The sequence below is a fragment of the Caenispirillum salinarum AK4 genome (assembly GCF_000315795.1).
In the GTDB taxonomy this organism is placed as follows: domain Bacteria; phylum Pseudomonadota; class Alphaproteobacteria; order Rhodospirillales; family Rhodospirillaceae; genus Caenispirillum; species Caenispirillum salinarum.
Genome location: NZ_ANHY01000011.1, coordinates 108,045 through 125,704, shown reverse-complemented (window position 1 = coordinate 125,704; position 17,660 = coordinate 108,045). Strand labels below are relative to the sequence as shown.

Here is a 17,660-nt window from a genome sequence, read left to right as displayed (position 1 = left end):
GTCAGAGCCTCGCCAGGAGAAGGTCTTCCGCGTCCTCGTCGGAGAGCGCGTCGTAGTCGTCGTCGGTCACGGCCGCGCCATCGTCCGCCGCCGGCATCAGTTCGGCGAGCAGAAGGCGGGCGAAAGCGGTGATGGTCGGCGTGTTCCAGAAGGTGGTGACGGCCACCGTCACGCCCGTCGCCTCGATCAGCCGGTTGCGTAGCTGCATGGCGAGCAGGCTGTCCAGACCCAGGCTCTTGAACGGCGTGTCGCGGTCCACCTTGCTTTCCGCGCAGCGCAGCACGGCGGCGGCCTGTGCGGTCAGCAGGTCTTCCAGGTGCGCGAGCCGGGCGTCCTGAGTGGGCAGGTCCACGAGCACTGCCCGCAAGCCATCGGCGGCGTCGGAGCCGTCTTCCGCGGGGGCCGGGGCCTCTCCGCCCTGCCACAGCGGGTCGGCAAAAGTGGACAGCGGGTCCAGCAGCGCGAGGCGCGGCGTGTCGGCCAACAGCGCCCGGTGCAGGGCCTCCGCCACCGCCTCGGCCGGCATGGGGCGCAGGCCCGTCGCCAGCACGTTCGCCAGGCGGTCGGCGCGGGCTGCGAGGCCGGCGCCGGCGACCGGGCCCAGGTCCAGGGCGGTGCCCGGCAGGCCGGCGGCGCGGCGGGCGGCGATCAGGCCGTCCATGAAGGCATTGGCGGCGGCATAGGCGCCCTGGCCCATGGGGCCGAGCAGCGCGGCGGCGGACGAGATCACCACGAAGGCCTCCAGCGGCTGCCCTTGCGTCAGGCGGTGCAGGTTGAGCGCGCCGCGCACCTTGGGCGCCATGACCCGCACCACCTGATCGGGCGTCAGCGCCGACAGGCTGGCATCGTCCAGCACGCCGGCGGCATGGATGACGGCTGTCAGCGGCGGCATGGTGACCTCCAGCTGCGCCAGCACGCGCGCGAGCGCCCCGGCGTCGGCGACATCCATGGCGACGGCCTTGACCGTCGCACCGGCCGCGCGCCAGGCCTCCGCCCGGTCGTCCGGAAGGGTGCCCGAGCGGCCGAGCACCACGATGTTCGTGCAGCCGCGTGCCACCAGATCGTCGATGAGCGCCGTTCCCACCGCGCCGGCGCCGCCGGTGACCAGCGCCGTGCCGGTTTCGTCGAACGCCGGGGCGTCGTCGGGGGCGATGACGGTGAGCCCCGCGTCGTGGCGCGTCAGCACCAGCTTGCCGGTGTGCCGCGCCGCCGCCATCTCGGCGAAGGCCTTGGAGGCATCCGCGAAGGGAACCTCCGTCACCGGCAGCGGCGGCAGGGTTCCGTTGGCGATGCGCGCCAGCACCCGGCCGACGCGGGCCGGCTTCTCGCGGCTCATGCGGTCCAGGTCCAGGACGTGGAAGGCGGTGCCGTGGCGCAGGGCCGCCATGGGCACCGATCCCGCGCCCCACAGGTCGCGCTTGCCGATCTCGACGAAGCGGCCGAAGGGGGCGAGGCAGTCCAGCGACGCCTCCAGCAGCGGCCCGGCGAGGCAGTTGAGCACCACGTCCACGCCGCGCCCGCCGGTGGCCTGCATCACGCCCTCGCGGAAGGTGGTGGAGCGGCTGTCGAACACATGCGCGACACCCTCCAGCGCCGCCAGCGCCGCGCGCTTCTCCGGCGTGCCGGCAGTGGCGATGATGGTGGCTCCGGCGGCCTGGGCCAGCGCGATGGCGGCCCGGCCCACGCCGCCGGACGCGGCATGGATCAGCACCGTCTCCCCGGCCTCCAGCCCCGCCATGTCCTGCAGGCCGATGGCGGCGGTGGCATAAGCGACGGGCAGGGCGGCGGCCTCGGCCATCGTCAGCCCGGCGGGCGCGGGCACCACCAGGCGGGCGTCGGCCAGGGCGTGGCTGCTCAGGCAGTGGTCGACGATGCCCATGACGGCATCGCCCGGCTCGAACGCTTCCACCCCCGGCCCGACGCGCGTCACATGCCCGGCGCATTCGATGCCGAGCGCCCGGAAGCCCTCCGGCGCGCCCGGATAGAGCCCGAGCGCCGACAGCAAGTTGATGAAGTTGAGCCCGACGGCTTCCACCGACACCTCCACCTGCCCGGCGTCCGGCGCGGGGCGGTCGGCGGCGAGGAAGCGCATCGACCCGGCATCGCCCGGCCGCGCCAGGACGGCGCGGTAGGCGTCGACCTCCGCCGCCGGCACCTCCAGCAGCGGGGCGGCGGCGTCGGCGTCGGGCGTCAGGCGCGGGGTGAGGATCCGGCCGTCGCGCAGGCGCACCTGGGCGGCCTCGGCGGGCAGCGGAGCCAGCAGCGCGGCGGCCTCCACCGGGCGGTCCAGGTCCACGATCGCCACGCCAAGCTCCGGGTGCTCGGCACGCGCGGTACGGGCCAGCGCGGTGAGGGCGCAAGCCAGCGGATCGGCGTCGGCGCCCGAGGTCACCACGCGAACTGAGGCCGGCGGCGCGGCGCGGTCGGCCAGCGCGGTCAGGTCGGCGGCGAGCGTCAGCGTCCAGCGCTCCACTTCCGCCGGGTCCAGGGCGTCCAGGTCTCCGGCGGCGGGCGCGCGCCAGAGGATGCGCGGTGCATCGGTGGTGATCTCCGCCCCGGCGGCGACCAGCGCGTCCTTGAACGCGGGGTCGGACGCGCCCATCAGCGTCACCGGGCCGGGCACGGCGGCGGGCGCGGGGCCGGCATCGGTCCAGGACAGGCGGAGCATGGCGTCGGCCACGGCGTCGCGCCCGGCGTCCCCGGCCGACAGGTGCAGGGCGTCGACCACCAGCACCGGCGTCCCGTCGGGTGCCGTCGCCAGAATGCGAGCGGTTTCGCCCTCGCGCCGCACGGTGACGCGCAAGGCGTCGGGCGCCGGGCCGAAGAGGGTCACGCCGCTCAGGGCCACCGGCACGCGCGTCTCGGCGAGGCCCAGCGGCGCGGCGGCTTGCAGGCAGGCATCCAGCAGCGCCGGAGTCACCGGGCCGCCCGGCGCGGGCACCGTCAGATCGGCGACAGCCTCTCCCTCCGTGCGCGCGATGCCGTCAATGAGGCGGAAGGCCGGGCCGTAGTTCAGGCCGGCGGCATCCAGCCCGGCATAGAAGGCGCCCGCGTCCTCGCGCCCCTCCAGCACCGGCGGCACGGCGGCGGCGGGCGGATCGGCGGCATCGGCCAGCGTGCCCTCGGCGAGCAGGCGCCAGGTTTCGCCGTCGCGCGCCAGAACCTCCACCCGCGCGCCCCGGCGGCGGGTCTGGACGGTCACGGACGCTCCGTCCTCGATCACCAGCATGTCGCGGAAGTCCATGCGGCGAAGACTCCGGCCGGGCGCGGCGCGCAGGGCCATGACCGTGTAGGCGGCGGCGGGCAGCACCACCGACCCCGCAACCTTGTGATCGGCGAGCCAGGGCAGGGCGGCGGTGCTGACGGTCGTCTCCCACACCGCCGCGTCCTCTCCGGCGAGGTCCGTGCGACGGCCGAGCAGCGGATCGGTGGCGCGGTCGACGGGTGTGGCGTCCTCCAGCCAGAAGCGCTCCCGCTGCCAGGGGTAGCGCGGAAGGTGCGCGGGTTCGGCGGGACGCGGCACGAAACCGCGCCATGCCACCGGATACCCGGCGGCCCAGAGCGCGGCGGCGGCGGCGGTGAACTCGCGCGGTCCCGGCTCGTCCCGGCGCAGCGACGGCAAGGCGGCCACCCCATCGCATTCCTGGTCGATGAAGGAGACCAGCGTCGGATGCGGCGCGCATTCCACGAACCAGCGCGCCCCATCGTCGGCCAGCGCCGCGACGGCATCGGCGAACAGCACCGGCCGGCGCAGGTTCTCCACCCAGTAGTCGGGGCCAGCCTCCTCCCCCTCAAGCACGCGCCCATGCACGGTGGAGACCAGCGGGATGCGGCCCGCATGGGGCGTGATGCCCGCAAGCTCCGCCCTCAGGTCGTCCAGCAGCGGCTCAACCTGCGGGCTGTGGGAGGCGACATCCACCTTCACCCGGCGGCAGAAGACCTCCCGCGCCTCCAGGTCGGCGGCCAGAGCCTCCAGCACGGCCGGGTCACCGGCGATGACGGTGGAGCCGGTGGCGTTCCTGACCGCGACGGACACCTCGCCGCCGCCCGCGCCCTCGCACAGGGCCTCGGCCTCGGCCATGGGCAGGTCGACCACCATCATGCCGCCCTGGCCGGCGATGCGGGTGAGCAGGCGGCTGCGCACGGCGATGACGCGCGCGGCATCCTCCAGCGACAGAATGCCGGCCACATGCGCGGCGGCAACTTCGCCCAGGCTGTGGCCGACCACGGCGTCGGGGTGCACGCCCTTGCTCTGCCACAGGCGGGTGAGCGCGACGGAGACGGCGAACAGCGCCGGCTGCACGCGGTCGATGCCGTCCAGCAGCGCGTCCGGGGCGCCCTCGGTCAGCAGTGCCGGGTCCCACTCCACATGCGGGCGCAGGGCCTCGGCGCAGGCCGTCAGGGCCTCGGCGAAGACCGGCTCGGCGGTGGCGAGATCGCGCGCCATGCCGGGCCACTGGCCGCCCTGTCCGGGATAGACGAAGACGGTGCGTCCCGGCGCGGCGGAGACGGCACGGGTGGGCAGCGGCGCGCCTTCCAGCACCTCCAGCGCCTCGGCGGCCGTGCGGGCGGCGACGGCGAGGCGCCAGGGATGGGCGGTGCGGCGGTGGGCGGCGGTGGCGGCAAGGGCCGGAAAGGCCTCCGCCGCGTCGTCCTCCGCCAGCCGGTCGAGCCAGGCGGTGCGCAGGGCCTCCAGCGCGTCCGGCGTGCGGGCGGACAGGCAAAGCGGCAGGGCCTCGGGTGCCTCAACGGGCTCGCCCTTCACGACGGGCGCCGCGCTCACCAGCCAATGGGCGTTGGTGCCGCTGAACCCGAAGGAGGAGACGGCGGCGGTGCGCGGCGTATCCTCCGGCCAGGGCGTCGGTGCGATGGGCAGGCACAGGCCGCTCGCCGTCCAATCCAGTTGCGGCGTCGGCGCCTGGATGTGCAGGCTGGGCGGGATGATGCCGTGACGCACCGCCAGCACCGCCTTCAGCAGCCCCGCCAGGCCGGCGGTGGCTTCCGTGTGGCCGATGTTGCTCTTGACCGAGCCCACATAAACCGGCCGCTTGGCCGCGCCATAGACGGCGTTGAGCGCGTTCAGCTCGATCCCGTCGCCAAGCGGTGTTCCGGTGCCGTGCGCCTCCACATAGCCCACCGCGTCCGCCGTGGTCCCGGAGGCGGCAAGCGCCTGGCGCATGAGGCTTTCCTGCGCCGGGCCGTTGGGTGCCGTCAAACCGTTGGAGGCGCCGTCCTGGTTCAGCGCGCCGCCGTTCAGCACCGCCAGGATGCGGTCGCCATCGGCTTGCGCAGCGGACAGGCGCTTGAGCACCACCACCGCCACGCCCTCGGACCGGCAATAGCCGTCGGCGCGGGCGTCGAAGGTCTTGCAGCGGCCGTCGCGCGCCATGCTGTCCAGCCGCGAGAAGCCGGCATGGACCTCGGGCGAGAGGATCAGGTTGGCGCCGGCGGCCAGCGCGACGCAACACTCGCCCCGTCGCAGGCTCTGGGCCGCCAGGTGCACGGCGACCAGCGACGACGAGCACGCCGTATCCACCGTCAGGCTCGGCCCCTGGAAGCCGAAGCCGTAGGACAGGCGGCCGGCGGCGGTGGAGAACGCCGTGCCGGTCATGCTGTAGGTGCCGATGCGCGCCAGATCGCCGGAATGCAGCTGCTTGCGCGTGTAGTCGGCGTTTGACAGGCCGACGAACACGCCCACCGGCCCGCCCGCCAGCGGACCCAGGTCCAGCCCCGCGTCCTCCATGGCCTCATAGGCTGTCTCCAGCAGAAGGCGCTGTTGCGGGTCGACGCATTCGGCCTCCGCCGCGGAGACGCCGAAGAAACGGTTGTCGAACAGGTCCACGCCGTCCAGGAACCCGCCGTGGCGGATGGTCAGGCGGCCGGGCGCGGCGGCGTCGGGGTCGTGCAGGGCCTCGGCGTCCCAGCGGTCGGCCGGAATGCCGGTGATGGCGTCGACGCCGCCCTCCAGCAGGCGCCAGAAGCTGTCCATGTCGACCACGCCGCCCGGCAGGCGCAGGCCCACGCCCACCAGCGCGACGGGCTCCTCTGCCGCCAGGGCCACGGCGGGTGCCGCATTTGGTGTTCCGCCGCCCAGACGGCGGGCCAGGCTGAGCGGCGTCGGGTGGTCGAACACCAGCGAGGGCGGCAGGCGCCGGCCGAGCCGCGTGCCCAGGTGGTCGGCGAAGGTGACGGCGACCAGCGAGGTGAAGCCGGCGTCGGCGAAGCGGACATCAGGCGCTATGTCCCGTCCCGTGATGGCGTGCGCCACGGCGATGATGTCGGCCAGCAGCCGTGCGTCATCCGGGCCAGCCTTTCGCGGACCCGTCAGTGCCTGTGCCGCGGCGGTCTGTGCCCTGTCGGCCACCAGCTGCTGGGCGAGCGCCACGCGCTGGATCTTTCCGCTGGTGGTCTTTGGAATCTTGCGCACCGGCACCACCTGGGCCACCGGCAGGCCGACACGCTCCAGCACGACAGCGCGGGCGCGGTCGGCAAGTGCCGAAAACCCGTCGTCGCCGCCCGTCCACCGCAGGAACAGGACCAGTTCCTCGGCGCCACGCCCGTCGCGCCCGCCGGGCACGCCGCAGGCGACCACGTTGCCGGGCTTGACGTCGTCCAGCGTCTCCACCGCCTGCTCGATGTCGTGCGGGTGATGGTTCAGGCCGTTGACGATGATGAGTTCCTTGGCCCGGCCGGTGACTGTCAGGCGGCCGTCGTCCAGGAACCCGATGTCGCCGGTGTCCAGCCAGCCGTCGTCCAGGCGCGCGGCGGCGGTGGCGTCTTCGTTGTTGTAATAGCCGTCGGTGACGCTGGGCCCGCGGATGGCGATGCGGCCGACGGTGCCCTCGGGCAGTAGGCGTCCGGCGGCGTCCAGGATCGCCATCTCGACGTTGTCGATGGCCGGGCCGCAGTCGACGAAGGTGATGGCGTCGGTGTCCGTGTCGGCGGCGTCGGCGAGCACGATGGCCTCGCCCAGCGCGATGCGGTCGCGCCTGACCCGGTGGGTGCGGATGCCCGTGCCCGGCGGGGTCACGGCCACGCCGACCGTTCCCTCTGCCAGGCCGTAGCAGGGCAGGATCGCGGTGCCCGGCAGGCCGTGGACGGCCAGACGCTCCTGGAAGGCGTGGCAGAGATCGACGGAGATGGGCTCGGCGCCGTTCCAGATGAGCCGCACCGACGACAGGTCCCAGTCCGGCCGTTCCTCCAGCCCCTCGTAGGCGGACAGGAAGAAGTGGTAGCCGAAGTTGGGCGAGCACAGCATGGTCGCCCGGTGCTCGTGCGCCTTCTTGAGCCACAGGAGCGGCCGGCGGATGAACAGCGGCGTCGGCATGAGGCACAGCGTCAGGCCGCGCAACTGGGCGGTCATCGTGATGCAGATCAGCCCCATGTCGTGGGTGATGGGCATCCATGACAGGGCCGTGTCGTCGGGGGTCATGCCGGCGCGGTCGGCCAGCGCCTCGACGTTCACCAGCAGGTTGCGGTGGGTGACGGTGACGCCCTTGGGATCCCCCGTAGAGCCCGAGGAGAATTGCAGGAAGGCCAGGGCGTCGGGTTGCGGGGCGACCTCGTCGGCCGGCTCGAACCTCTCCGCCCCGTCCTCGGCATTCGCGATCAGAAGCGCGCGCGCCTCCAGGGCGCGGGCATCGGCGCCCTCGGCCATCCAGAATTCGCAGATTTGCGGCAGCCGCTTGTCGGTTGTCGCCAGCCATGGATGGGATAGGGTCTTCCAAACCTTGAGGAATTTGCGCAGATAGTCGTCGCGCGCGCCCACGTGCAGGGGCACCGGAACGATGCCGCCGCGCAGGCAGGCCCAGAACAGGGTAAGGAAGGTGCGCTGGTCCTCGATCTGCAGCACCAGTTCGTGCCCGGGCGCCACGCCGGCGGCGCGCAGGCGGCTGAGCATGCGTCCGGCGTCGTCCCACAGGCGCGCGTAGGGGACGCGCGTTTCCTGGCGCTCGCCGGAAATGAAGATGATGCCCCGGTCGTGGGTTCGGTCGTTGGCAACCGCGCGCACGCGGTCGATGAGCGTCCGGTCCTGCACGGTCATGGCGTGCAGGCCCCCGGTCCCCACTCCGAAAAACCGCCGGTTCCCGTTGCACCCGATTGGCGCACGGACGCCGCGGGCAAGGCCGATACCGTCTCTCCTGGCGGAGGCAGCATGGCGTTTTCCCCCCATTCGGCCCTCGGACCGTATCGACCATGGCAGCGTGATCCCCTGCGCCGCGGTGGTCGCGTGTCCGAAGCCTAAGCCCCTGTTACTCCGGGCGCTGACCTGCGTCCCGGTCGCACGGCATCACCGCCGGTCCGGCCGGTCGAAGGCCCGTTGCAGCGTCTGTCGGATCGGCACGGGCACGAGGTCCCAACCTCCGGTCACGGCGCTGGATGGGTCGACCGGCAGGCGTGTCGGACGCATGCCGTAGTCCTGGTCTTTCAAGGCGGCGCCGGCGGCTGGTGCGGTCTGCTCCAGCCGGCGGCGCGGCGTCCGGCGGGGCAGCCGGAAACCTCCGGTTCCAGGCCGCCCCGCCGCTCGGCTTACGCCGTGGCGGCCTTGGAGCCGGTGCCGGAGGCGGCCGGCTTCTTGTCGGCGCCCTTCTCCTCGGCGGCCTTCTGGACCTCCGCCTCGAACTGCGCGCGCACCGCTTCCGGGTTGAAGTTCAGCAGCGTGCCGCCCGACTCGAAATGGGTGGTGAACACGCGGCCGACGGCGCGGGTGGCGACGTAGGCGAACGCCGGCAGGGTGATGGTGCCGATGATGGTGCCGGCGATGGGCACGGACTTCACGTAGGAGGCCGCCGCACCCGTGGCGACGCCGGCGGCGGCGGTCGGCACGAATCCGCCCAGCAGGCTGGTCACGACGCTTTTCACCCGGTCCTTCTTGAACTCGAGTTCGTAGACCTTGGCGAGGTCGGCGATCATCTTGACCTGGATGGCGGTGATGGCGGCGACGTCGGCGAGCGGCACCGGAATCAGGCCGGCACCGCCGGACAGCATGGCATAGCGGTTGACGACGCTCTTGGCCTGGTTGAGGCGCTCAGTCATATCGGAAATTCCCCCTGGCTGGATGTAGCCGATACCGCCCTTGCGGAATCGAGACGGTTCCATGGTCCCCCATCGACCATCGCAATTGACGCTATCAGAGGCCTGTTGCGGGGGCAACCCTGACGTGCGTGAAAAGGAATGTAAATCAACGGTAGTGGCAACGGTCGTTCGACGGTGGTCTTATGACCTGCGCAGGGCGCCCCGTCACGTTACCGCAGCGGCATGCCCGAAGGCGGCGCGGGACTGGCGTCGACAGCAGCCGACGGCGCGGCGCCGGCGGCCGGGCGGTCGCCCGTGGGGCGGCCGTCGGCGCCGGTGCTCGGCCGCTCCGACGGCGCGGGACGGTCCGGTGCGACGTTACCGGCGGGCCCTGTCGGAGCCAGATCCTGGCGAGGCTCCATCGTCGGTCGCGCCACCCGGGGCGAGGCCGTGCCGGCGGTGGCTCCGCCTGCCGTCGCGTCGCCGCCGGGCGCGGGCTGGTGGCTTGCGTTGCCCACCATGGCGGGAAAGTCCGATGCGGCGATTCCCGAATCCTGCGCCGGATGGCCCGTTCCGGGCAGGGCGGCAGCCGGAGTCCTGCCTGTTCGCCCCGTGGCGGCCGGTGCCTGGTCCAGGCCGCCCAGGATGATGGGCAGCCCGTCGTCGCCGCCACCCACGATGACGATCTTGCTGTTGGGCGACTGCGCCAGCGCCAGTGTCGCCTCTATGCCGCGCAGGCGCAGGTAGTCGGGCGTGATTCCCTGAGACACCGTCTGCTGAAAAGCCTGGATGCCGGCGGCCTCGATCTGCTTGCGCGCCCGCTCCTTCTGCTCTCTCTGCAACCGGTAGTCGTATTCGAGCATCACGTGGTACTGCTGGATCTTGTGCTCGATGGCCTGGCGCACGGGCTCGGGCAGGCGGACGGAGCGGATGAGCACGTCTTCGACCTGCACGAGGCGGTCGTCCAGGCCCTGGTCGAGCATGGACTCGCCCAGCTGGGTCACCATGCGCTCCAGGATCTGCTTCTGGATGAAGGCGCGCTTGGTCGTGTAGAGCTGTTCCGGCGAATAGCGCGAGATCAGTGTCCGGGCGTGCGAGCCGATTTCCGGGTAGACCAGGATTTCCGGATAGTTCGGGCCGATCAGCTTGTGCAGATAGCCGGCGCTGTCGCGCGTCACGCGGTAGCGCACGGCGATCTCGACGCTCATTTCCAGCCCGTCGGCTGAGATGACGTCGTAGACGCGCGCATCGTTCTGCAGGCGCACGTCGTAGATGTACATCTCGTCCCACGGCCAGATCACCTGCAGGCCCTCGGTATAGTAGATCTCGGTCACCGTACCGCCGGCGAAACGCTTCCACAGCACGCCCACATGGCCGGCCGGCACGTTGATGAAGATGCTCGGGCCCATGGCCGAAACCATCAGGATCCCGACGAACAGCGTCAGATAGAACGCCAGCCCGTGCCGGCGAACCCAGCGCAGCACGCGCCGCGGAGCGGATACGCGGTGGGCGCCGGTGCCGGCGGTGATCGACTCGGGCGTGGCGGAAGATGTCTCGGGGGCCTCGGAGGTCACGTCAGCGGTTCCGGTGATTGATGGACAGGATGGGCCCGGCTCAGGCAGAGGATGCCTGTTCGCCGCGCGGCCGGAACAGCAGCGCGAGGATCAGCCCGACCAGCGGGCTCAGCAACAGCGACAGGATGAAGAACCCGAGGAAGCCGATGCGGGCCCGGCGCCCCAGGTAGCCGTTGACGGCGCACAGCGCCACATAGGCGATCAGGATGATGTTCAGCATGGTCTTGACGTGTCCCCCTCTGTGCGGCGCCGGACGCCGGTCATGATGTCAGCCGTCGGCGCCGGCGCCTGCCCCGGCTCCCGCCCCGGCACTCGCCTCCGCATCGACGCCGGCGGCGGCCGGCAGGCCCTGCTCGTCGAAATAGCGCCGGGCGCCCGCGTGGAAAGGCAGGTAGTTGCCCTCACTTATCATCGGCACCAGGCTCGACGCCCGCAGCGCCCTGGCGTAGCCGCGGAAGCGCTCCAGGTCGCTCAGGACGGCGCGGGTGATGTGGTAGACGATCTCGGCGTCGGTGTCGGCGCGGGCCACCAGCGTCGCGCGGGTTCCGATGGTCTTCACCGGTTCGTCCTGGCCGACGTAGGACCCGCCGGGAATGACGGTGCGGTACAGCCAGGGCGTCCGGTCCACCAGGTCGGTGACCGTTTCAGTCCATGGCACCCCGCCGATGCGGGCGTTGCAGTAGCGGGCAGTGCGGCCGATGTAGGGGGCCGGATGGCCGATCCAGTCGACGTAGGCATCGATTTCCTCCTCGCACATCAGGCGATGGAGGGCCGGCCGTTCGTACTGCGTCAGCACGATGGCATCAGGCTTGGGGGCGATCCCGTGCTGCGAGAGGAGCGACCACAGGTGGCGCGGCGCCGATTCGTCCGGCCCCAGGTTGACGGTCAGGCCATCCAGGTCGCGGACCGCGGCAATGTCCACTTCCGGCCGCGACACCACCACCGCCGACTCGTAAAAGAGCGACATGATGGAGCGGGCCGGGCCGATGTCGGCCTCGCCGACCGCCGCGCGGTAGTTGTCGTCGCCCTGGATCAGCGCCACTTCGGCCTCACCACTCTTCAGGGCGGCGGCATTCTCGGGATCGCCGGTGGTGCGCTCGGCTGCGCAATGGATGCGGTGATCCTCGAAGGTGGCGCCCAGCGCTTCGCAGATGGCGGCGGCGGCCAGATAGTAGACGCCACTGGTGTGGCCGCTGTGAATGATGACGAACCGGTCGTCATCTTCGGTATCGGCGCGCGGAAGGGTGCTCAGGTCGGGCAGGTCGGGCATGAGGTCGGCGCTGAAGTCGCCCATCATGCTGGGCGGCAGGGGCAGCGGCGGCGGCGCGCCCGATCCGGGCGCCGATGGCGACTGGGCGGCCGCCGGCATCGCCGTCAGCGCCAGGAGACCCACTCCCACCGCCGTGGCGTGCACCAGGCGTCGGCCCATCGTGTCGCGTTTCGCAAGCATGCCCCTCGATCCCCCCGGCCGGACGCCGCGAGTCCCCCTGCGCGACCGTCGACCGTTCCTTCACCGTACACATCCAAAGAAGTGTGTAAATGTGAAATTTAGCCTTTTGGGGGACGCGAGGATTGAAGGTACTCTTCCGGCGGGCGGCGACACGGGAGGAGAACACGGCCGTGGGGGACGCACCGCTCAGCGAAGGCAAGAGGACAGGCCGGCGGCACAGGCCGCGATGGCCGCGCCGCGTCGCGCTGGTACTGGTGCTTATGGGCGGTAGCGCGCTCTTGTGGTCGGACCGTATCGTTCACGAGATTCCGGCCGGGCACGGGGGCGTGCTGTGGCTGCGCCTGTTTGGCGGCACGGTCGAGCAGCCGGCCCTGGCCGAGGGCGTGCACCTCACGTTTCCGTGGGACTCGCTCATTCTCTATGACATCCGGTTTCGCACCGTGCACCGTCAGTTGACGGCGGTGACGCGCGACGGGCTGGAAGTCGGGCTGACGGTCAGCTACCGCTATCGGCCGTCGGCACAGGTGCTGGGCACGCTGCACCGGCGTGTCGGCCCGCAGTACGAGCGGGTGCTGGTGCGTGCCAGCATGGACGCGGCCCTGCGGGAGATCGTCGCCAGGTACACGAGCGCCGACCTGCACAGCGCGGACCGCGGCGAGATCAACGCCCGCGTCGTCGCAGCCCTGTCCGACGACCTGCGGCGCGGCAGCCTGAGCGCGGGGCGCGCCCAGGGCCAGCCGATGGTGCAGCTCGACGACTTCCTCATCCGCTCGGTTGCCCTGCCGCCGTCGGTGGCGGCATCGGTGGAGCACAAGAATCGGCAGCGCCACCTTGTGGAAGAGTACGATTTCCGCCTCCGGCGCGAACTGGCGGAGAGCCATCGGCGCGTGACGGAAGCGCAGGGTATCGCGGCATTCCAGGAGCAACTGGCGAACCGGGGCGACCTGGACGGGTTCCTGCGGCTGCGGGGCGTGGCAGCCACCCAGGCCCTGGCGACGGCGCCAAGCAGCAAGATGGTGGTCACCGGTCCGGGCGGTCGCCAGCCGCCGGTGATCGTCACCTTTCCGCCGGCTGCGCCACCCGCCGCGCCTTATGCCCCCGAGGCCGGATCCGCCGCGCCGCCGCCCGTAGCAGGGCCGTCGGTGGAGGAGGACAAGCAAGCCGAGGCGGCGCTCGCCACGGCGGCCGAACAGCCGGACAACCCGATGCTCGCCAGGGTGCGCAGCCTGTGGCAACGCCTGATAAGCACCGTCGGCCGCTGGACCGGCCTGGGCGGCTCGGCCCCCTGACGACGAAGGAAACCGCCCGGGCCAAGGGACCCGGGCGGAAAGGGCTGGGGGCGCCCCCGTGCGCCGATCAGGCGGCACGGACGTTGGTCAGGAACTCCTGCACCACACCCCGCAACTGCTCGGACTGCTGCGACAACTGGCCGGTCGCTTCCATCACCTGCGTGGCGGCGTGTCCGGCCTCGTCGGCGGCGCTGGTGACGCCGGCGATGTTGGACGACACGTCGTGGGTGCCGGCGCTGGCCTCGTTGGTGTTGCGGGCGATCTCGCTGGTGGCGGCGTTCTGTTCCTCCACCGCCGAAGCGATGGCCGAGGCCACCTCGCTGATCTCGTTGACCGTCTTGCCGATAGTGGTGATGGCCTCCACGGCCTTCTGGGTCTCGCCCTGAATGCCGCCGATCTGCTTGGAGATGTCTTCGGTCGCCTTGCTGGTCTGGTTGGCGAGGCTCTTGACCTCGTTGGCAACGACCGCGAACCCCTTGCCGGCGTCACCGGCGCGGGCGGCCTCGATGGTGGCGTTGAGGGCCAGGAGGTTGGTCTGGTCGGCGATGTCGGTGATCATCGCCACCACGTCGCCGATGCGCTGGGCGCTTTCGGCCAGGCCCTGCACGACCTCGTTGGTGTGCTGGGCCTGCTCGGCCGCCGACCGGCTGATTTCGGCCGAGTGGTTGACCTGACGGCCGATCTCGGAAATGGACGACGACAGTTCCTCGGCGGCGGAGGCCACCGTCTGCACGTTGGTCGATGCCTGGTCGGCCGCCGCCGCAACGGCGGTCGCCTGCCGGGTGGTTTCTTCGGCGATGGAGGACATGCTCTCGGCCGTCGACGACAACTCGGTGGACGCCGAGGACACGGCCTCCAGCACGCTGGAGACGTCGGAGTCGAAGCGGTGCGCCAGATCTTCGATGTATCGGGCGCGCTGCTCGCGGGCCTCGCGCTCTTTTTCCTGCTCCGCCGCCAGCTTGTTGGCGCGGATCATGTTGTCCTTGAAGACCTGCACGGCGGCGGCCATCTTGCCGACCTCGTCCTTGCGTCCCTGCGCCGGCACTTCGGTGGTTTCGTCGCCGTCCGCCAGCCGCGCCATGGCGCCTGTCATGGCGGTGACGGGCTGCGAGATGCCGCGCCCGATGAGGAAGGCGGCGCCGATGCCCAGCACGAGGGCGGCCGCGCCCAGACCCACCGTCAGCAGTACGCTGTCGTGGATGCTGGCCTCCACGCGCGGCCCCAGGTCGTCCTGCGCGGCCTTGATCTCCAGCTTCACGGTCTCGACGTCGCGTCCGACGGCCGGGCCGATCTGGTTCAGCGTGCCATCCACCACCGCATTCCGCGCCCGGATGGCGGCGGCAGCGGTGTTGAAGGCTTCCCGGTATTCACCGCTCAGGGTCTCGGCGGTCCCCGTCAGCTTGCGGCGCTCGAAATCGGTGGTGTTGTTGTTCAGCTCGATCAGGCGCTGGTCGAAGGCCGCCAGTTCCGACGACACGCGGTCGAAGGCGGCATCGCTGTTGTCGACCAGGAACCGGTTGACGTTCAGCCGCGCCAGCAGAAGCGCCCGCAGGGCAACGCCGCCGCGATAGGCGGCCTCGGTGTCGCCGTCCTCGTAGGCACTCTCCATGACGGAAGTCAGCGCCTGCTCGATCTGCGGCCCGACGGTGTTGAGCGTCATGACTGCCGCGTTGCGGTCCGACTGGTGCGACACGATCTGCTCGAACCCGTCGCGGTAGTTGCGAAGCGCCTGCTGCACCTCGTCGAGAAGCTGGATCTTGGCCTGTTCCGTGTCCTTCAGCAGCCCACGGGTTTCCTCGGCCAGGCTCAGGGTCGTTTCGGCCCGTTCGCGCACGCGGGCCATGGCCGCCTCGCTGCCGTCGATGAGGAAGTCCTTGGCCCCCATGCGGGTCTCCAGCATGTTGGCCTGGATGCGACCCACCTCGTTGGTTTCGCGCGCGAGGTGGCGGTATGACTCGAACATGCCATCGACGGAGTTGAAGCCGACCCCGCTGACGATGCCCGTCACCACCAGCAGAACCAGAACGATGCCGAAGCCGAGGGATACCTTGGCTGCGACTTTCATGTTGTCGAGAAACGTCATCTGTCGTGCTCCCCCTTCCCTCAGGACGCAGCGCCGCGCCCCCGGGCGGCGACGACCGAACGATGTAACGTTACCTCAACAGACGTAGGTGTGCCCTTAAAAATGGGCGTTTTTCATGTGATTAGCGCATGTCTGCCGCAAGCAAATGGCGCGAAAGGTACCGGTGGGCCTAGTATCGTGAGCCTCGGGATACTTGGGACTATACTTTCGGAGTGGGTCATCGGCATCAGGAACGTCGTGCAACCACCAGCGCCACGCCAACCACGGCCACGGCCATCCCGGCCAGCGCCAGGGCGCCCAGCGTCTCGCCGAACAGCGCCCAGGCGGTGACGGCGGTGACCGGCGGTACGAGATAGAAAAGGCTGGCGACGCGGGCCGCCTCGCCCAGGCGGATGAGCGTCATCAGAAGCGAGATGGCGCCCAGCGACAGCACCAGCGTCAGCCAGCCGAGCGCGAAGACGAACTCGCCGGTCCACTGGATCTCGCCGGTCTCCAGCGCCAGCGACGCCACGCCCATGACCACGGCGGCCGCCGCGTACTGGACGAAGGTGGCTGCCCGCAGATCGGTGGAGCCGCCGAAGCGCTTCTGGTAGAGCGTGCCGGCGGTGATGCCCAGCAGCGCCAGCACCGCGCCCGTGAGCGCGATGGGTTCGAGCCCCGCCAGGCCGGCGGTGCCGGCGAACCCCAGCTTTTCGCCCACCACCATGGCCACGCCCGTCAGGCCGAGGACCAGCCCCAGCCATTGCCGCGCCGAGACCCGCTCACCCAGCAGCGGACCGACGGCGACGGCGGTCAGCAGCGGCTGCAGCCCCACGATCAGCGCCGCAACGCCCGCCGACAGGCCGTGGTCGATGGCCCAGAACACCCCACCGAGGTAGACGGCATGGACCAGCGTGCCGGTCACCGCCTGATGACCCAGCGCCGCGGGGCTTTTCGGCCAAGCGGCGCGGGCGGCCCAGGCCAGCGGCGCCAGCAGGACCAGCGCGAGCAGGAAGCGCACGGCCAGAAAGGTGAAGGGCTCCACGTAAGGCAGGCCGAACTTGGCGCCGATGAAGCCGGTCGACCACAGCAGCACGAACAGTCCGGGCATCACCCGCACGAAGGCGCGCCGCGCCGGCGTGCTTGCCGAAGCGGCGGTGTCCGGGGCGGGGCGGGAGCGGTCTTCAGGCATGCGGGGTCCGGCGGCTTGTGGTCGGGCGGCCGGCATCATGGGCGTGGGCGGGGGGCGGCATCAAGGGCCGTTGCGCCGGGGCCATCGGGCACGCCGGACCGGGCGGCGCCATGAGGAGCCAGTGGCGGCGCGCGTTCGGGCCGACCCTCAGACCGTCATGCCGTCAGTTCCGCCGGCATTCTCGGCGCCTGGATGTCCAGGTAGGCGTCCACCGACGGGGGCGGCTTCTGGCCGATGATGGCGAAGCCGGTGACCAGCGTGGCGGTCCGTGCCGTCCTCTCCGCCTGATCGGGATCGCCCTCGGTCAGGGCCGACAGAAGCTCGGCGGCGGTGGCGCCAAGGCGGTCCAGTATTTCGGCCTCGGGCGTCAGGGGAGAGCGGTGGACCAGGATCTGCCCGCGCATGCCCAGCACCGTCTGGCGCAGCACGGTATCTTCGGCTGCGTCGAACAGGGCGGTGAGGAAGACGTCCTCCTGGCGGCGCACCTCGGTGGCTCGTCCGGCGTCGACGGCACGGGTCAGGCCGCGCTGCGCCCGTGCCAGTGCCGTGAAGGACCGCGCTGTGCCGTGCACGCTGGCGAGCCGCGCGGCAAAGCCCATGAGCAACGCATGGCCGACGACCACCCGCATCAGCTCGTCGCGGTTCAGGCGGCAGACGAAGGTGCCGCGCCCAACGACGATGCGCACGAGCCCCGTGGTTTCCAGTATCTTCAGGGCTTCGCGCACCGGTGCACGGCTGACGCCGAACATGCCCGACAGGCGCGTTTCCACCAGGCGCTCGCCCGGTTCGAACGTGCCGTCGAGGATGGCGTCATTGATCCGTTCGGCCACGCTTTGAGTCAGCGTCGGCGCGCGGGCGATGGTGTGGTCGTTGCGTGTCATGGAAATGGACTCTCGGCCAATGATCGTCCCCGGCAACAGCGTGGTTGCCGGCGACCCCCTCCTCTGATCATGGCAGCGGCGACCTTGGCTGCATGTCACGCTGTTTCCCACCGAACCGCGTGCCTGCCCAGGCAGTACCGAATGCTCATAATCGGGGATCGTATTGATTGCGCCGGTTTCGGTCAACGTGTCTTGCG

At 71.2% G+C, this 17,660-nt stretch carries 9 protein-coding genes; 1 reads left to right on the top strand and 8 read right to left on the bottom strand.

Annotation, left to right across the window (positions count from 1 at the left end; translation table 11 throughout):
• Position 1 precedes the first annotated feature (1 nt).
• From C882_RS12255 to C882_RS12235, 5 genes are all read right to left on the bottom strand, one after another.
• The gene (locus C882_RS12255; RefSeq protein WP_052000142.1) at positions 2-8,044 is read right to left on the bottom strand and encodes a type I polyketide synthase; all 8,043 of its coding nucleotides are present in this window, start codon (positions 8,042-8,044) and stop codon (positions 2-4) included.
• A gap of 485 nt (positions 8,045-8,529) precedes the next feature.
• Entirely contained in the window at positions 8,530-9,036 is a 507-nt protein-coding gene (locus C882_RS12250; RefSeq protein ID WP_009540928.1) for a YcjF family protein, read from the bottom strand.
• 209 nt (positions 9,037-9,245) lie between these two features.
• Entirely contained in the window at positions 9,246-10,589 is a 1,344-nt protein-coding gene (locus C882_RS24665) for a prohibitin family protein (RefSeq protein ID WP_009540927.1), read from the bottom strand.
• Between the two features lie 40 nt (positions 10,590-10,629).
• Positions 10,630-10,809, bottom strand: a complete 180-nt coding sequence (locus C882_RS12240; protein WP_009540926.1) for a hypothetical protein — start codon at positions 10,807-10,809, stop codon at positions 10,630-10,632.
• Positions 10,810-10,857: 48 nt separating this feature from the next.
• Complete coding sequence (locus tag C882_RS12235; RefSeq protein WP_043645267.1) at positions 10,858-12,039, bottom strand: TAXI family TRAP transporter solute-binding subunit; 1,182 nt, start codon at positions 12,037-12,039, stop codon at positions 10,858-10,860.
• Positions 12,040-12,317: 278 nt separating this feature from the next.
• On the opposite strand from C882_RS12235, the gene C882_RS12230 reads away from it, so the two are divergent.
• Positions 12,318-13,328: a prohibitin family protein gene (locus tag C882_RS12230; protein ID WP_009540923.1), complete on the top strand. Its 1,011-nt coding sequence runs from the start codon at positions 12,318-12,320 to the stop codon at positions 13,326-13,328.
• 67 nt (positions 13,329-13,395) lie between these two features.
• Here the strand turns inward: C882_RS12230 and C882_RS12225 are convergent, their stop codons facing one another.
• The 3 genes from C882_RS12225 to C882_RS23255 all read right to left on the bottom strand — a co-directional run bounded on the left by C882_RS12225 (position 13,396) and on the right by C882_RS23255 (position 17,463).
• Complete coding sequence (locus C882_RS12225; RefSeq protein WP_009540922.1) at positions 13,396-15,411, bottom strand: HAMP domain-containing methyl-accepting chemotaxis protein; 2,016 nt, start codon at positions 15,409-15,411, stop codon at positions 13,396-13,398.
• 226 nt (positions 15,412-15,637) lie between these two features.
• Entirely contained in the window at positions 15,638-16,582 is a 945-nt protein-coding gene (locus C882_RS12220; RefSeq protein WP_009540921.1) for a DMT family transporter, read from the bottom strand.
• A 155-nt stretch (positions 16,583-16,737) separates the two neighbouring features.
• A complete protein-coding gene (locus tag C882_RS23255) occupies positions 16,738-17,463 on the bottom strand; it encodes a GntR family transcriptional regulator (RefSeq protein ID WP_009540920.1) in 726 nt (241 codons plus the stop codon).
• Positions 17,464-17,660: the final 197 nt, after the last annotated feature.